This is a genomic window from Pseudomonas sp. FJ2-5-13, assembly GCF_029201605.1.
Classification (GTDB): domain Bacteria; phylum Pseudomonadota; class Gammaproteobacteria; order Pseudomonadales; family Pseudomonadaceae; genus Aquipseudomonas; species Aquipseudomonas lactis.
Genome location: NZ_CP104045.1, coordinates 4589744 through 4606219, shown reverse-complemented (window position 1 = coordinate 4606219; position 16476 = coordinate 4589744). Strand labels below are relative to the sequence as shown.

At 58.4% G+C, this 16476-nt stretch carries 14 protein-coding genes and 1 pseudogene; 4 read left to right on the top strand and 11 right to left on the bottom strand.

Translation table 11 applies throughout. The features are described 5' to 3' along the window. Positions 1-119: 119 nt before the first annotated feature. Positions 120-782, top strand: a complete 663-nt coding sequence (locus tag N2A98_RS20330) for a hypothetical protein (protein ID WP_275622563.1) — start codon at positions 120-122, stop codon at positions 780-782. A gap of 234 nt (positions 783-1016) precedes the next feature. Beyond that, positions 1017-2462, top strand: coding sequence for an amidase family protein (locus tag N2A98_RS20325; RefSeq protein ID WP_275623625.1), 1446 nt, complete (start codon positions 1017-1019; stop codon positions 2460-2462). 7 nt (positions 2463-2469) lie between these two features. On the opposite strand, the gene N2A98_RS20320 is transcribed toward N2A98_RS20325, so the two are convergent. The 7 genes from N2A98_RS20320 to argH all read right to left on the bottom strand — a co-directional run bounded on the left by N2A98_RS20320 (position 2470) and on the right by argH (position 9234). Next, on the bottom strand, positions 2470-2826 hold the full coding sequence (locus tag N2A98_RS20320; RefSeq protein ID WP_275622562.1) for a helix-turn-helix transcriptional regulator: 357 nt from the start codon (positions 2824-2826) through the stop codon (positions 2470-2472). Positions 2827-2917: 91 nt separating this feature from the next. Beyond that, entirely contained in the window at positions 2918-3868 is a 951-nt protein-coding gene (locus N2A98_RS20315) for a hypothetical protein (RefSeq protein ID WP_275622561.1), read from the bottom strand. A gap of 54 nt (positions 3869-3922) precedes the next feature. Further along, positions 3923-5092, bottom strand: a complete 1170-nt coding sequence (locus N2A98_RS20310) for an MFS transporter (protein WP_069558630.1) — start codon at positions 5090-5092, stop codon at positions 3923-3925. A 148-nt stretch (positions 5093-5240) separates the two neighbouring features. Further along, positions 5241-6062, bottom strand: a complete 822-nt coding sequence (locus tag N2A98_RS20305; RefSeq protein WP_275622560.1) for an ABC transporter substrate-binding protein — start codon at positions 6060-6062, stop codon at positions 5241-5243. Between the two features lie 25 nt (positions 6063-6087). Beyond that, positions 6088-6852, bottom strand: coding sequence for an amino acid ABC transporter ATP-binding protein (locus N2A98_RS20300; RefSeq protein WP_003193648.1), 765 nt, complete (start codon positions 6850-6852; stop codon positions 6088-6090). Between the two features lie 24 nt (positions 6853-6876). Continuing rightward, positions 6877-7755, bottom strand: a complete 879-nt coding sequence (locus tag N2A98_RS20295; RefSeq protein ID WP_044273622.1) for an amino acid ABC transporter permease — start codon at positions 7753-7755, stop codon at positions 6877-6879. A 51-nt stretch (positions 7756-7806) separates the two neighbouring features. Next, positions 7807-9234, bottom strand: coding sequence for an argininosuccinate lyase (gene argH / locus N2A98_RS20290; protein WP_069558628.1), 1428 nt, complete (start codon positions 9232-9234; stop codon positions 7807-7809). Positions 9235-9427: 193 nt separating this feature from the next. Between argH and N2A98_RS20285 the strand changes: the two genes are divergently transcribed. Then, on the top strand, positions 9428-10387 hold the full coding sequence (locus N2A98_RS20285; protein ID WP_275622559.1) for a LysR family transcriptional regulator: 960 nt from the start codon (positions 9428-9430) through the stop codon (positions 10385-10387). Between the two features lie 92 nt (positions 10388-10479). On the opposite strand, the gene N2A98_RS20280 is transcribed toward N2A98_RS20285, so the two are convergent. The 4 genes and pseudogenes from N2A98_RS20280 to N2A98_RS20265 form a co-directional block, all read right to left on the bottom strand. Next, positions 10480-11127 (bottom strand): HAD-IB family hydrolase, encoded by a 648-nt coding sequence (locus N2A98_RS20280; RefSeq protein ID WP_044273627.1) that lies wholly within the window; start codon positions 11125-11127, stop codon positions 10480-10482. A 72-nt stretch (positions 11128-11199) separates the two neighbouring features. After that, positions 11200-11373 (bottom strand): annotated as a pseudogene (locus tag N2A98_RS20275) (HNH endonuclease); the annotation flags it as partial. 66 nt (positions 11374-11439) lie between these two features. Beyond that, entirely contained in the window at positions 11440-12690 is a 1251-nt protein-coding gene (locus N2A98_RS20270; protein ID WP_032895630.1) for a ribonucleotide-diphosphate reductase subunit beta, read from the bottom strand. Between the two features lie 554 nt (positions 12691-13244). Beyond that, a complete protein-coding gene (locus N2A98_RS20265) occupies positions 13245-13514 on the bottom strand; it encodes a DUF2790 domain-containing protein (protein ID WP_003193635.1) in 270 nt (89 codons plus the stop codon). Between the two features lie 397 nt (positions 13515-13911). Here N2A98_RS20265 and acs point away from each other — a divergent pair, with 397 nt between their 5' ends. Next, positions 13912-15867: an acetate--CoA ligase gene (gene acs / locus N2A98_RS20260; protein ID WP_005790645.1), complete on the top strand. Its 1956-nt coding sequence runs from the start codon at positions 13912-13914 to the stop codon at positions 15865-15867. Positions 15868-16476: the final 609 nt, after the last annotated feature.

Sequence of the window (16476 nt, the reverse complement as noted above, 5' to 3'; positions counted from 1 at the left end):
GAGTTTTTCAGCGGATTTCAGCTCTGCGACAAACGCCAAATGAGAGTGCGATGATCCCGCGGGAATTTTATCTCCGGGAGGACGTTTCGATGGACAGCCACTGTAAGAAGCTTTGGAGAATGGGGTTACCTTGCGCCCCAGCCCAGCCACTGCCCGCGCCAATAAACGCCGCCGACGTGCCCGCTTCACCACCCCATGCAGCCCCCACTTCTATTGTCTTTGGCGCCGAACAGGCTGCGGGCGCCACGCTCGTCCCTGGGTATAACGCCCTGGCGCCCCATATACGGCCAGTACGTGACCCGGCGCTATCACTTGTCGCCATCAGCGGCGTGGACCCTACCGAACCGGTAATGGTCGAAGTACCGCTAGTATTGAATAACACCACCTTCACCGCCACGCGGGCGTTGACCGGGTATCGGATCGGCTATGCCGAGCGCTATGTACAGGGCAATCAGGTAGAGCCGGTTGAGCGCAGCGCGGCTTTGCAGCGGGTCTTCGACACCCTGCGTCACGCCGGTGTGCAATGGGTAGCGGTGGACATGCAGCGCAGTGGCGACAGTCAGCAGGCCTGTCGTGAAATCGATGAACTGGTGGCAGGTCTTCGCCTGGATGCCCTGGTGTCGGAGGACCCGGAAGCCGCCTTCCATCACGCCTCCAGAAGCGGATACCCCACGGCGTGTGAAACCCTGGAGGATGGCTCCCAAGTCTGGTTTTACGGCGCGCGCTGGGCAGGTGATCGTTTGGCGGCACTGGTGCGCGCTTACCGCGTGCTGCGGCCATAGACGGTATAGATGCCTACACCGGGCTGGGAAGGGTAGGACGCGGTGGCAGGATTCGCCTGAAATAACGGTGGGGTGTCGGCTCTTAGACTGGTGCGGTGTTATCGGCAGATAGCGCTCACACTCAGTCAAAAAGAGGGGCATTTGATGATCGGACCAGTTTCGGCAGGTGGATGGGCGACAGGCCTGCTTCAGGAGCTTTCAAACCCTGTGCAAGGTTTCAAAAGTGCCTGCCAGATGTCAGTGGAGATGGGCCAGGGAGGCGGCGTCACCTCAGAGTCACTGTTGAAGGACTCGCTCAAGCAAATTGCCAATATTGATCGCGGGCTACAGGGCGGCAATGCATTCTTGGAAACCAACCCGGATGCCCTCAGTGAGGCGAAGGCCCGCGATAAGGAGCGTGCCGATGGCCGTGTTCGCGGGCATTTGCATGGTGTGCCGATAGCGCTGAAGGATGTCTTTGAAACCAACGACCGCATGCAGACCAGCGCAGGCTCAAAGGCTTTGGTGGGCGCGCCGGCCACTAAAAATGCCAAGGTCGTCGACAATTTGCTGAAAGCCGGAGTGGTGATTGTAGGCAAAACCAATATGAGTGAGCTGTCCAACTTTCGCTCACTATCACCTGCCGATGGCTGGAGTTCCCGAGGTGGCCAGACGTTGAACCCGCATCGACTTGGCGGGCCGGTGGCAGGCTCAAGTTCTGGCTCGGCAGTAGCTGTAGCGCAAGGGCATGTGCCTGTGGCGTTGGGGCTGGAAACCAACGGCTCGATCATCAGCCCGGCAGCCCACAACGGTGTGTTTGGCCTGAAAACCACGACCGGCCTGGTCAGCACCGAAGGCATCATGACCAGCACCCGCATGGATGCGGTGGGGACTTTCACTCGCAATATCTGCGATGCGGCAGAAGCGCTTAACGCAATGACCGAGACCACTGTGTATACCAAGGGCCTGCGTTCCGACGCCTTGAAGGGTAAGCGAATTGGCTATACCCCTTTACCTGAGCTGTCTGCTGAGGAGGCCAAGGACCCAGCCAAGCGAGCAGACCGCAAGCACTATGAGCAGGCGCTGGAGGTATTGAAGGCCCAGGGTGCGATCCTGGTGCCAGTGGAGGCGCTGGAAGATAGCGTGTCAGATGAAGCTTTTGAAGCATATAACGAAGCGCTTTTCTCCGAGGTCAAGCAGCAACTGGACGACTATCTGGCCGGGCGGGAGGGCTTGCCGGTCAAATCACTTTCTGAGCTGATTGCTTTTATCAAACGCACGCACAAAGCGGGTGAGCCAGACCAGAAACTGTTGGAGATGATCAATGACCTGGAGACCACCCCGCAAAAACGCGAGGCGTTGTGGGAAGCGATCCTTCCTGTATTTCAGAAAACCGTTGATGACCCCTTGAAGGAGCACAAGCTCGACGCCATGGTGTCGAACTTTCTGTCCCACAAATATTTTTACAGTGCTGCGGCCGGGTACCCCGGTATATCCGTTCCATCAGGCATGGATGATGAAGGTATGCCGACAGCACTTTATTTTTATGGCTCCGGCAATAGTGAAGCCACCTTGCTCTCTGTCGCCTATGGTTATGAACAAGCCTCGCAGGCCATCCGAGAACCGGCTTTTCTCCCAGGTATTCCTTTTACGCAAACACCAGCCAGTCCAGATAAAACGGTTGAGGCCACCAACGGCTGAAATTGAGTCAGCCTCTGCTGGTTGCCACTGTTGAACCCATCAATTGAGAAATGAGGCCTTGCACAGAAGGTTGCGCCGCCGGGGTATCAAACCGGCGCGCACTCATCCCCCACCCCGGTGCGAACCCCGGGAAAAACACCAGCCCTTCGGCCTCCAGGCGAAACGCCAGGATCAAACGGGTTTCATCGTCCACGTCGCCGTGGCCTTCCAATTGCTCAATTGCTGGTACCGTCACGCCAGCCTGGCGAGCCAGCTCTTCGCGGCTCCAGCCCAGCATGACGCGCGCCTGCGCGCAGTGTTTGGCGGTGAATTGATGCAGGACGATCTGTTGTTCTACGAAAGAACTCATTGCCAGAGAGGACATGGGGTTTTCTCCAGGTTCGACAGGGGAGGTGCAACTATACTGTGTTTTTGTACAGTTGTTTCTACCGCTCATCCACTGGCGATGCAACCCCTTATGATTCCAGCGCTGGCGCCTCACGAATAATCAGGTGGTCCAGGTTCTCGATCCTGGCGCTGAATACCCCGAACGTTTGCTCGGGGTTTTTCTTACTGGGCACCTGCATAAGCTGCGGTGTGACCCCATAGAAAAAGCAATACAGCGGCCGTTCACTGCTGGCCGCCGCCTTGATCTGCTCCAGGAATGCCGTGCGCTTGCGGTAGTTTTCGATGAGCTTTTTGCTCAGGTAGACGTTCACCGAATAAGGCTTCTTGTCGAGCCACACCTTCTTCTCGAAGTCGATGCGAAAGCTGCTGGTGTAGTCCTTGATGGCCTTGATCTTGCCCCAGTAGATCAAACCTTGGTTGTCTTGCAGGTATTCGATCCTCTTGAAGAATGCCCAGTAGGTCGCCGTGTGCTCACCGATCTTCAAGGGCATGGCCTTGAGCTTGTCCTTGTCATCGATGTTGGACACGTAGCACTCCACCGGGTGTGCGAACACGCTGGTTTTGTCCGGGGTTGTGTCACTGTTGCCAGAGGATGTCGACGCGCGGTTTGCAGGTACTTTCGTCGGTTCTTGCAGGGCGCTTGCGTTGTTGCCGACTACCGGCGTTTTAGGCGCGTACAGTCGTCGCGTCAGCACAAACTCCGATGGGAAATTTTCCTCACGCTCGTCATCACTTTCACCCGTCGCCGATTTATGGCTGCCGGCATAGCGGCAGCCATCGATATGCCGAGTGCCGGGTTTGTTCTTGAAGTGCGGCGTGCGCTGGTAGTTGACGTTCTTGGCGTTGAAAGTGCTCAACGCATTGGTGCTATCGAAGGCCGCGCGGCAGGCGTCGTTGGGGCACAGGAAGCTGTCCTTGTCGGAATCGAAGCCGGTGGTTTCGTCGAAATTCAGGTCTCGCACGTCATAGATCGACAGCTTGTCGTCGAGACTCAGGCTGTAGGCCGTGTCGAATTTCATGGGGCTCGGGTCCGTCAGAGGTTTGGCTATTAATAGCCGGATCTTGGGTAAATATCAGCAAGAACCTGCCACGCGGCGCCCGCTCAAGAAACACAGGGTGCCGCCTATGGCAGTGAGTGCGGCCAGGGCAAAGAACATGCTGGTGGGTGCTGCGTTGATCAGCAGGTAGCCACAAATCACCGGACTCATGGCCCCGCCAAACGCGGCCAGGTTCTGGGCACCGTAGTAACTGCCCCGTAGTGCATCCGGCGCAATGGTGTCGATAAACAGAAATTCCGAGGGGTAAATGATCATCTCGCCCAAGGTGAACACGAACATCGCCAGGCACCAGCTCAGCAGACTGTTCGCCTGGCTGAAGCCGACCAACCCGGCAATAAACAATAAGGTACCCAGCACGATCCAATGGCGCAGTTGCTCGCGCTTGAGGAATCGACCGATTTGGTACTGCATCAAAATCACGGTGATGGCGTTGCAGGCCAGCACCGCCGACAGAATTTTCAGTGCCTGGTCGGGTGTGTAGGCCACTAGCAAAAACTGCGACAGATACAGGGTGTAGCGCCCATGGACGATGGTGCTCAACAGGCTGCCGCTGGTGAACAGGATCAACGTGCGGTCGCTGCGCAAGGTGCGCAGGGTGCTGAGAAAGCTCTGGGGTTTATGACTGTCGTCCCGTTGAGTCGGCGCAATACCGATCATCAGGAACAGGCTGCCAAAGGCAATGGCACTGGCAATCAGGAACGGCGCCCACGGCAGTTGGCCAGCAATCAATACGCCCAGCATCGGGCCGGTCGCATAGCCCACATTGGTCAGGGTGTAGCGCAGTGAAAACACCTTGGCGCGCTCACCCACCGGCAGGTTCTCGCTGATGATCGCCTTGGAGCCGATCAGGAACAACGCCGACGCGGCTTCAGTGATGACCAGGGTCAGGGTGGTGAGGTAGAGGTTGCTGGCAAAGGTCAGCAACAAAAAACCGATGGAGCTGGAGAGCATGGCCAGGATCAGCAGCTTGCGCTTTTCCAGGCGGTCGATGATGTAGCCGCCGTACAACCCCAGGAGCGTGGCGATAAACACGGCAATCCCCATCAGCAGGCCGATGTCCTGCTGGTTGAGGCCCAGGCGTGTGCTCAGCCAGAGGGCCAGCAACGGGCTGGTCATGGCGCGGCTGACCACGATGGTCACCGAGCAGATCATCAGGCGACGGATTACCAGGGAGTAGGTGGCCACAGTGGGGGCGGGCATCCTTGTTATTTCTCGATACAGATGGAGATCCATGTGGGAGCGGGCTTGCTCGCGAAGGCGGTGTGTCAGTCACCAAGTGTGCTGACTGATCCAGTGCCTTCGCGAGCAAGCCCGCTCCCACTGCTAGAGCAAATTATTGGCCGGCATTGATGCTGATCTTCTCGACCGCCCCCTGCTCCAGATCCCACTTCTTCAGGATCTTGGCATAGGTCCCATCATCAATCATGCCCTGCAACGCCTCACTGATCGCCGCGACCAACTCGGTATTGCTCTTCTCAATCCCAAGCCCGGTGAACTGCTTGGAAATCGCCAGCCCCACCGGCTTGTACTTACCCTTGTCCAACGACATCAAATAAGGAATGGTCTCGCTGCCCTGCATCGCCGCATCCAGGCGGTTTTGCTGCAACTGCGCGCGAGCATCTGCCGAGCCTTCGGTGCCGATCACCACGATTGCCGGCTTACCCGTCGCTTCGCAGTTTGCCTTGCTCCAGGCGGTAATTTCCGACGGCCAGGTGGTGCGGCGGCTGGTGCCGACTTTTTTACCGCACAGGTCGGTCAATTCCTTGATCTCTTCACGCTTGGCCAGGGTGTACAGCTGTGGGCCGCTGGTGAAGTAGTCGACGAAGGTCACGGCCTTCTGGCGCTCGGCGGTGTCGGTCATGCCTGACAGCACGATGTCCACACGCTTGGTGGTCAAGCCGCTGAGCATCTGCTCGAAGCCGGTTTCCTGCCACTTGATCTTCACGCCCAGGCGCTCGGCGAGGGCGTTGCCCAGGTCGAAGTCAAAACCGGTGAGTTTGTTGGTGGCCGGGTCCTTGAAGTCCATCGGCGGGTAGTTCGGCACGATGGCCGCGCTGATCTCACCCTTGTCCTTGATGGCTTGCGGCAAGGCTGCCAATACACACGAGGAGGCCATCAGGCCTGCAAGCAAGGTAGGGATAAACATCTTTTTCATGGGGGCGTTCTCGTTAGTTTTTTAGTTAAGTGCGAACGGCAGAAATAAAGCTTTGGGTACGCGGGTTTTGTGGGCTTATTAGAATGTCTTCGGGGCTGCCGGCTTCCACAATCTGGCCGGCGTCCATAAACACCATGCGGTTGGACACTTCGCGAGCGAAGCCCAATTCATGGGTGACCACGATCATGGTCATGCCGGTGGTGGCCAAATCGCGCATCACCGACAGCACTTCGCCTACCAGCTCTGGGTCGAGGGCTGACGTGGGTTCGTCAAACAGCATCAACTTGGGACGCATCGCCAAGGCCCGGGCGATTGCCACACGCTGTTGCTGGCCACCGGACAATTCCACCGGGTAGGCATTGCGCTTGTCCGCCAGGCCAACGCGGGCCAGCAATTCCAGCGCATCTTCGATGGCTTCCTTGGGCGAGCGCTTGAGCACCTGGCACGGGCCTTCGATGATGTTTTGCAACACGGTCATGTGCGGGAACAAATTGAACCGCTGGAACACCATGCCGGTGGCCAGGCGCTGGCGGGCGATCTGCGCTTCGTTCATTTCGTGCAGCTTGTTGCCGACCACCCGGTAACCGACCAGTTCGCCATCGACCCACAGGCCGCCCTTGTCGATTTTTTCCAGCTGGTTGACGCAACGCAGCAGGGTACTTTTGCCCGAGCCGGACGGGCCGATGATGCACATCACCTCGCCTTGCTCGACCTCGATATTGATGTCACGCAGGGCGTGATACTGGTCGTAATACTTGTTCAGGTTGACGGCCTTGACGATGCTTCTCATGGGGCAAATCTCCTCAACCCAGACTTACGAACGCTTGCCGGCGCCGCGGGCAAAACGACGCTCGAGGCGGCTTTGACCAAATGAAAGAACAGTCACCACCGCCAGGTACCAGATGCCCGCCACAATCAGCAGCTCCATCACCCGGGCGTTGGCGTAGTAGATGTTTTGCGCGTTGTGCAGCAGCTCCGAGTACTGGATCACACTGGCCAGGCTGGTCATTTTCACCATGCTGATGAATTCGTTGCCGACCGGCGGGATGATCACGCGCATGGCCTGCGGCAGAATGATCCTGCGCAGCGCCTGCAGGCTCGGCATGCCGATGGACTTGGCCGCCTCGTATTGGCCTGTGTCCACCGACAGCAAGCCAGCCCGCACCACCTCGGCGGTGTAGGCGCCCTGGTTGATGCTCAAGCCGAGCAGGGCGGCCACGAAGGGCGTCATCAGGTCGACGGTGTCGATGCTGAACAGGCCCGGAATCGCGATCACCGGGAAGATCAACGCCAAGTTGAACCACAGCAGCAACTGCAAAATCAGCGGTGTACCGCGAAACAGCCAGGTGTAGGTGATGGCCACGTAACGCAGGATCGGGTTGGCCGACATGCGCATGATCGCCGTGATCACCCCGATCACCACGCCCAATGCCATCGCCAGGATCGACATGACGATGGTGTTCACCAGGCCCCACAGGATGGCTTGCGATGTGAGGAACTGGCCAATGTAGGACCATTCGATCTGGCCATTGGCAAACGCGCGCAACAGCGCCGCCAACACAATTACGATCAACGTGGCAAAAAACATCCGCCCGTAATAGCGCCGCGGCACGTGCTCGTACTGCGTGATATCGAACTGGTTCTCGGACAACTTGCGCTCGGCTTCCAAGCGCTCTGCTGGGGTTTGGCTCATGCTGCTACTCCAAATGCTGTACACAACCGCCCACTGTAGGAGCGAGCGCGTTCAAATTCTGAAACCGGTGTAGGTGTCGGCCCATTGCTGCTGAGCGACCAGTGCCGTCTTCAACCGCCCAATCTGCTCCTTCACCCGCTCCGGCGCCGTGCCACCCCAGCCACTGCGCGCCGCAATCGCCGCCTCCAGGGTCAGGCAATCGCGCACGTCCGGGGTGAGCCGCCCATCCACCTCGGCCAACATCGCCGGCGAGGCTTGCCACAACTCAATCTCATGCTGCTCACAAGCCTGCACCAGCGCGCCGGTTATTTCATGGGCCTCCTTGAACGGCACCCCACGGGTGGCCAACCAATCCGCCACCTCAGTCGCCAAGGTAAAACCCATCGGTGCCTGGCGTCGCAACTCCTCTACCTGCACCTTCATGGTCGCCACCATCCCGGCCATCGCCGGCAACACCAGCAGCAAGGTGTCCACACTGTCCAACACGCTGTGCTTGTCTTCACTCAAATCGCGGTTGTACGACAGTGGCAACGACTTGAGCGTCGACATCAGCCCGGTCAGGTTGCCGATCAAACGCCCGGCCTTGCCCCGCGCCAGTTCGGCAATGTCCGGGTTCTTTTTCTGCGGCATGATCGAACTGCCAGTGGCGTAGGCATCGTCCAACACCACCCAGCGAAACTGGCGCGACGACCACAGGCAAAATTCCTCCGACAGTCGCGAAATATTCACCCCGAGCATGCCCGCCACAAACAGGAACTCCGCCACATGGTCACGGCTGGCGACAGCGTCGATGGAGTTTTCACACGGCCCGGTGTAGCCCATTTCCTTGGCCGAGTGCTGCGGCTGACGTGCTATCGCCGAACCTGCCATGGCGGCCGCGCCCAATGGCGACAGCGCCGTACGCGCATCCCAATCCACCAGGCGCTGCACATCGCGCAGCATCGACTGCGCGTGAGCCAGCAAGTGATGGGCGAACACAATGGGTTGCGCCTGCTGCAAATGGGTAAAGCCCGGGCAGATGCTCTGCACATGTTGCTCGGCCTGTTCAACCAACGCCTGCTGCAAGCCCAACACCTCGGTGGCGATGGTGCGCGCATGGTCACGCAGGAACAGGCGCAGATCGTTGGCCGTCTGGTCATTGCGCGAGCGCCCGGCGCGCAACTTGCCGCCCAGGGCACCGAGGCGCTCGGTCAATACGCGTTCGATAAAGGTGTGCACGTCCTCATCATCCAGGGTGGGATGCAGACGACCGGCAGCGAAATCCTCACCGATACGGTCCAGGGCTTCGAGGGTGCTCAGGGTTTCTGACTCATCCAGCAAACCGGCGCGCTGCAACTCACGGGCATGGGCGCGGGAGCCGGCCAGGTCGTAGGGCGTCAGGCGAAAATAGCGCTCAGGGCAACGCGACAACGCGGCCAATGCCGCAGACGGACCGGTCTTGAAACGAGCGCCCCAAAGGCGGTCGGTGGGCTGGGACATGGGTGTTCCTCACGCTTGTTTTTAGAAGAGTCGGAGGCAGTTTCAACAGAAGTTTATCGGTGTAGAACCGGCATCTGACGCGCCGTATTCAAGGTTGCCAAGGGCGGATGTTTATGTTCATTATCGCCGCCTGGCTATGTTCAAGGATTGGGTTCAAGCCTGTTGAATATGGCACTCGAGGTCAACGCGCATTATGGAAACCCCACTTTCCACTTCTGGAAACCTGCCGCCAAAACCTGGCAGCCGAGCACCACTGCAACTGAGCGGGCTGGACTTCAAATTGCTGCGGGTATTTATGGCCGTGGTCGAAGCAGGCGGCTTCAGTGCTGCGCAAAATGAGCTGAACGTGGGCCTGGCCGCCATCAGCAAACAGATCTCCGACCTGGAGATTCGCATCGGCATGCGCCTGTGCACACGGGGCCGCGAAGGGTTCGGGCTGACCGAAGAAGGCAAGTTGGTGTATCAGGCCTCCATCGAGTTATTTAACTCGGTGGACAGTTTTCGCGACAAGCTTAGTTCGGCGCAGAATGAACTCATCGGCGACCTGAGTGTGGGCGTTATCGATAACACCGTCTCCGACGTTAATTCCCCACTGATTACCGCCCTGGGCAACTTACATCGCCAATCGCCAAAAATAAGATTGCGCCTACACGCCTCGCAATTGGACGAAGTTGAACGTGGCGTCGTGGAAGGGCGCCTGGTCGTCGGCATCGTCCCGGTGTACCAACGCCGTGAAGAATTCGACTACTTCCCGCTCTACGAAGAAAAGGCCCACGCCTACTGCGCTGTAGGGCATCCACTGTTCACCGCCAGCGACATCACCCCCGATGCCCTTCGCCAATATGAAGTGGTGAACCATCGGTATGCGATCCATCGCGACAAGGCCAACTTCGTCAACCACGACAGCCAGTCCGCCTCGGCCTCACAAGTGGAAGCCGTCGCCATCCTGATCCTCACCGGCCGCTTCCTGGGCTTTCTGCCAGAACACTACGCCACGCCACTGGTAAGGGAAGGACGCCTGCGCGCACTGTGCCCGGAGCAGGTACAACTGAGCACCGCGTTCAACCTGATCCTGCGTCACAACGCGCCGAGAAGCCCGATGGTAAAAGCCTTTGCAACAGCGCTGGGTGTAGACCTGAAGACGCCGGCCTAAGCCTCAACAAAGCTCAAATGTGGGAGCTGTCGAGCCCCAGCGAGGCTGCGATGGGATCGCCTCAGTCTCCCCGCCAACTCCACCCACCCGCATCACCGCTGCAACCGAGCCCGCTTTTTCTTCTTCGCATGAAAATGCCGAAAATGCGCATCCTGCGCCGCCGCCAACAACTCCCGGTCTCCACGCGTATCGCCCCAGGCCCTGAGCCGATACTCCCCCAGGTCGCCGTACACCGCCTCAAGCCGCAGCACCTTGTTCTCACAACGGCAATTATTCCCGGTGAGCTTGCCGGTCAGCACCCCATCCACCACCTCAAGCTCAGTGCCGATCAAACGAATGCCGAGCCGGTCGGCAAACGGCTGCAACACCAACGCCGGCGACGCCGAACACAGCGTCACCACCGCCCCGGACTTCACCTCATCCGCCACCGACTGCAAACCGCTCGGGCGCATCAACTTGCTCCAGCGCGCCTGGCAATATTCCTGTGCTTGCTGCTCAACCCAAGCCTTCTTCACCCCGGTCATAAAGGTGCGAATCAACTGCGCCTTCAACTCATCCCGGCTGATCTGCCGCACCAAAAACCGCAGCCCCGGCACCGCCAGCTTGACCATCCGGCCATAAAACTCACCGGTGCCGAAGGCAAACTTGAGGAAGGGCACAAAACTGTCGTGGTGGGTGAGGGTGCCGTCGAAGTCAAAGACGGAAAGTACTTTGGCGTCTGCGGGGCCGGCTTCGAGCATGTCTGGGTTCACGGGTTGGCCTCGGTCCTATCTAATAGTTTTTAAGCTGACATCAGCTGTGACAACGGGAGTCTACTCCCGTGCCAATCTTCCAATCTTGGCGTAAAGCTCTTCGGTGAAAGCTTCCCGATCACTTGACTGGTGACAACGCTGATAGCAATTGGGGCACAAGGCTACAGCATTGGGGTTGCGATCCGAACCCTTCCGGGCCAGGTGCTTGACGTGATGTACTTCAAGAAATGGCAAATTCCTTTTTCACCGACGAAAAAAAGCCCTGAACATGTCAGGGCTTCCTTTAGTGCTTAATCTGGATCAATCCCAGCTCAACGCCCCACCCGTCTGGTACTCGATCACGCGGGTCTCGAAGAAGTTTTTCTCTTTCTTCAAGTCCATGATCTCGCTCATCCACGGGAATGGATTGGTGGTGCCTGGGTACTCTTCCTTCAAGCCAATCTGCGTCAAACGACGGTTAGCAATGAATTTCAAATAATCTTCCATCATCGCCGCATTCATGCCCAACACCCCACGAGGCATGGTGTCGCGAGCGTATTCGATCTCCAACTGCGTCCCCTGCAGAATCATCTGGGTCGCTTCTTCCTTCATCTCGGCATCCCACAGGTGCGGGTTTTCGATTTTGATCTGGTTGATCACGTCGATACCGAAGTTCAGGTGCATCGACTCATCGCGCAGGATGTACTGGAACTGCTCGGCCACGCCGGTCATTTTGTTGCGGCGGCCCATGGACAGGATCTGGGTGAAGCCGCAGTAGAAGAAGATGCCTTCCAGTACGCAGTAGTAGGCGACCAGGTTGCGCAGCAGTTCTTTGTCGGTGTCGACGGTGCCGGTTTCGAACTTCGGATCGGAGATCGAGCGGGTGTATTTCAGGCCCCAGGCGGCCTTTTTGGCCACCGATGGAATCTCGTGGTACATGTTGAAGATCTCGCCTTCATCCATGGCCAGCGATTCGATGCAGTACTGGTAGGCGTGGGTGTGGATCGCTTCTTCGAAGGCCTGGCGCAGGATGTACTGGCGGCACTCCGGGTTGGTGATCAGGCGGTACACGGCCAGCACCAGGTTGTTGGCCACCAGGGAATCGGCGGTGGAGAAGAAGCCCAGGTTGCGCATGACGATGCGGCGTTCGTCGTCGGTCAGGCCTTCGGGGTTTTTCCACAGCGCGATGTCGGCGGTCATGTTGACCTCTTGCGGCATCCAGTGGTTGGCGCAGCCGTCGAGGTACTTCTGCCAGGCCCAGTCGTACTTGAACGGCACGAGTTGGTTGAGGTCGGCGCGGCAGTTGATCATGCGTTTTTCGTCAACGGCGACGCGGGCGGAGGCGCCTTCCAGCTCGGCGAGGCCTTCGGCGACGTCGAGTTTGTCCAGGGCGGCCTTGGCGCGCACGATGGCGGCGGAGTCGTTGGCGGTGACGGCGCGGGCTTCCACGGCGGCAGCGGCGCCGGCACCGTCGAGGCGGTCCATGTTGGCTTCGGTGGCGTGGCCGGCGTTGGCGCCTTTAGCTGCTACTTCGCCTTCTTCTTCTTTGTCGAATTCGTCCCAGCTCAGCATGACGTGTCGTCTCCTGCGTGAGGGCTCAAAGGTGCCCGTGTGAAACCGGATGGTTGGGTGTTCACACGGCCCTTGGGCCGCGGTGGATCTTAAGGAATCGTTTGTTGCAACAGCTCGCGCAGGCAAATAAACGGAATCAGGTTACGGGTGCTGCATGAGGCTTGAGGGGCGCAGCGATGCGTGCTTGCTGCAGCGCAGGCTCAAGGTCTGGCTCTTTATCCCTGTGTAAAGGGATATTGCAGGCCCGATTTACCCGCGCATTATAGGGAAAAAATTGGGTTTGTGTTGCGGCGGATGGTCACTTGGGAGCGCCAAAATGACGTGGTTTTCGGCCAAAGCGAGTGTTTGCAAGGCTTTGCTGGACGTGGTTTTTTTTGACGGGCGGGGGATGTTTTTTTGGGGGGAGGGGAAGAGGACGTAGGAAGAGTGATCGTGGCCTTAATCGCCATCGCAGGCAAGCCAGCTCCCACAGTTGATGCGTGGTGTATTCAAGGCGGGTTCTTGGCCGCAAGAACGATTTCTTGCGGCAATTAAGAATCCAACTTCAGAAGTTGTTAGCCGTTAGAGCAACCATTGCCCATCACTTGATAGTTAAGAATATGCCGCTGGCCTTGCGAATCTTCATATTCCATCTTCGCCGGTACAACTTCGCAGACTTCTGGAATGCTGCTCATGGACAAGACTTTGGCCACATCCAAGTGTGTGCTGTAGGTGTAGTCCTCAACGATCGGGGCGTTCTGGCCGGCCAGTTCAGTCGGGGCTTCGTCAGCCAGGGCGGCGGTGGCGCACAGGCTGCTCAGGGCCATCACTAATAACGCTTTCATTGCTTCATTACCTTCTTCAGGGCGAAAGGGGGCACGGGGCCCTTGTGAGGCCGCGTGTGTCACTTGAAAGTTGGGAAGTTCGGATTAACGTTGCCTTCGTGGGGGCTGTTGCGTTGTTAATCAGAGTGCCTTGTTGGCGGAGTTGATTTTAGGCGCCTCGGTTATATTCATATACCCGTGGTTTTGATAAACACTTTTGGCGGTTTTTGTAACAATCCCTCGATTAAGATTTTTTCAGAAAGCTGCCAAGCGCCGCAGCACGCGGGCCAGAGCGGTGAAACGGCATAGCAGGGCAATTTGTAGGGTCTTGTTACTACCATCGTCGAATGGTTCTATAGGCCCACCCCGGCTACAACAGGGGCCATACAACAACAACTATGTCACCGAGGTAAGAAAGATGAGTGCGGCTTCCCTGTACCCCGTTCGCCCCGAAGTAGCAGCCAACACGCTGACCGACGAGGCGACCTACAAGGCCATGTACCAGCAGTCGGTGGTCAACCCCGATGGCTTCTGGCGTGAGCAAGCCAAGCGCCTTGACTGGGTCAAGCCTTTCACCGCGGTCAAGCAGACCTCTTTCGACGACCACCATGTCGACATCAAATGGTTCGCCGATGGCACCCTGAACGTTTCCTACAATTGCCTGGACCGTCACCTCGCCGAACGTGGCGACCAGATCGCGATCATCTGGGAGGGCGATGACCCTGCCGAGAGCCGCAACATCACCTACCGCGAGCTGCATGAAGAAGTCTGCAAGTTTGCCAACGCCCTGCGCGGCCAGGATGTGCATCGCGGCGACGTGGTGACTATCTATATGCCGATGATCCCCGAAGCCGTGGTCGCCATGCTGGCCTGTACCCGCATTGGCGCGATCCATTCGGTGGTGTTTGGCGGTTTCTCGCCGGAAGCCCTGGCTGGTCGCATCATCGACTGTAAGTCGAAAGTGGTGATTACCGCAGACGAAGGCATCCGTGCCGGTAAGAAGATTCCGCTGAAGGCTAACGTCGACGACGCACTGACCAACCCGGAAACCAGCAGCATCCAGAAGGTGATCGTGTGCAAGCGCACCAATGGCGCGATCAAGTGGAACCAGCATCGCGACATCTGGTACGAAGACCTGATGAAAGTGGCGGGCACCGTCTGCGCGCCAAAAGAGATGGGCGCCGAAGAAGCGCTGTTCATCCTCTATACCTCCGGCTCTACCGGCAAGCCTAAGGGCGTGCAGCACACCACCGGTGGCTACCTGCTCTATGCGGCCCTGACCCACGAGCGCGTATTCGACTATCGCCCGGGCGAAATCTATTGGTGCACCGCCGACGTCGGTTGGGTCACTGGCCACACCTACATCGTCTACGGCCCGCTGGCCAATGGCGCGACCACGCTGCTGTTCGAAGGCGTGCCGAACTACCCGGACATCACCCGCGTGGCGAAGATCGTCGACAAGCACAAGGTCAACATCCTCTACACCGCACCAACCGCGATCCGCGCCATGATGGCCTCCGGCACCGCGGCCTGCGAAGGCGCCGATGGCAGCAGCCTGCGTCTGCTGGGTTCGGTGGGCGAGCCGATCAACCCGGAAGCCTGGGACTGGTACTACAAGAACGTCGGCCAATCCCGTTGCCCGATCGTCGACACCTGGTGGCAGACCGAAACCGGCGCCACGCTGATGAGCCCGCTGCCGGGCGCCCATGCGCTGAAGCCGGGTTCGGCAGCGCGGCCGTTCTTCGGGGTGGTGCCGGCGCTGGTGGATAACCTGGGCAACATCATCGAAGGCGCCGCCGAGGGCAATCTGGTGATTCTGGATTCCTGGCCAGGCCAGGCGCGTACCCTGTACGGCGACCATGACCGTTTTGTCGACACCTACTTCAAGACCTTCCGCGGCATGTACTTCACCGGTGACGGCGCGCGTCGCGATGAGGACGGCTACTGGTGGATCACGGGCCGTGTGGATGACGTGTTGAACGTGTCCGGCCACCGCATGGGCACCGCCGAGATCGAGAGCGCCATGGTTGCCCACCCGAAAGTCGCCGAGGCGGCGGTGGTGGGCGTGCCCCACGACATCAAGGGGCAGGGCATCTATGTGTACGTCACCCTGAAAAATGGCGAAGAGCCCAATGAAGCGCTGCGCCTGGAGCTGAAAAACTGGGTGCGCAAGGAAATCGGGCCGATTGCCTCGCCGGATGTAATCCAGTGGGCACCAGGGCTGCCGAAAACGCGCTCGGGGAAAATCATGCGGCGCATTTTGCGCAAGATCGCCACGGCTGAATACGATGGCTTGGGGGATATCTCTACCCTGGCAGATCCGAGCGTGGTGGCGCATTTGATTGAAACGCACAAGACCATGAACGTCGCTTAAGCGGGGTAGGTGGGACACGGGCCCCATTCGGTGCAAGCCGGGTGGGGCTTTTTTTGGTACTCATGAAATACCGAGGTTCAGTGTGGGAGCTGGCTTGCCTGCGATGAGGTCGTGTCAGGCAAAGGTTGGCTGGCTGACACACCGCTATCGCAGGCAAGCCAGCTCCCACAGTTCAGATCGTATTTCATAAGGGGGGTATGGGCGGTGGTCTGACAGAGCCGCATTCCAACCAAACCAATAAATATCGGTTTTCATCGTAGGACGTTTCTGAATGTTACCGACCCGCTCAAATGTGTAACCGCCCGCACAAACCTGGGGCGATGGACCACGCCTACGCCCCGAAAAACCGCGTTCTAGACACCCTGAAAAATAAGATTAAACGCCAGACTTGCCGTGCTAGAAGGGTTTGCGAATAATAGGCCCGCAATTTGCAGCATCATCAGGTTTAATATCTTTTGTCTCTGCATAAAATTCAGAGGCTGTCAATGAGCTGGAACCGCTTTCTCAGTGCTTCTGTAAATTGTTGTCGCATTGAGGAAATATCGGCTTCCGGCCTGTCGTTAGAATGCCGATCACTCGCTCGTCGTCGCAGGTGTCGCCCGCGCAGGA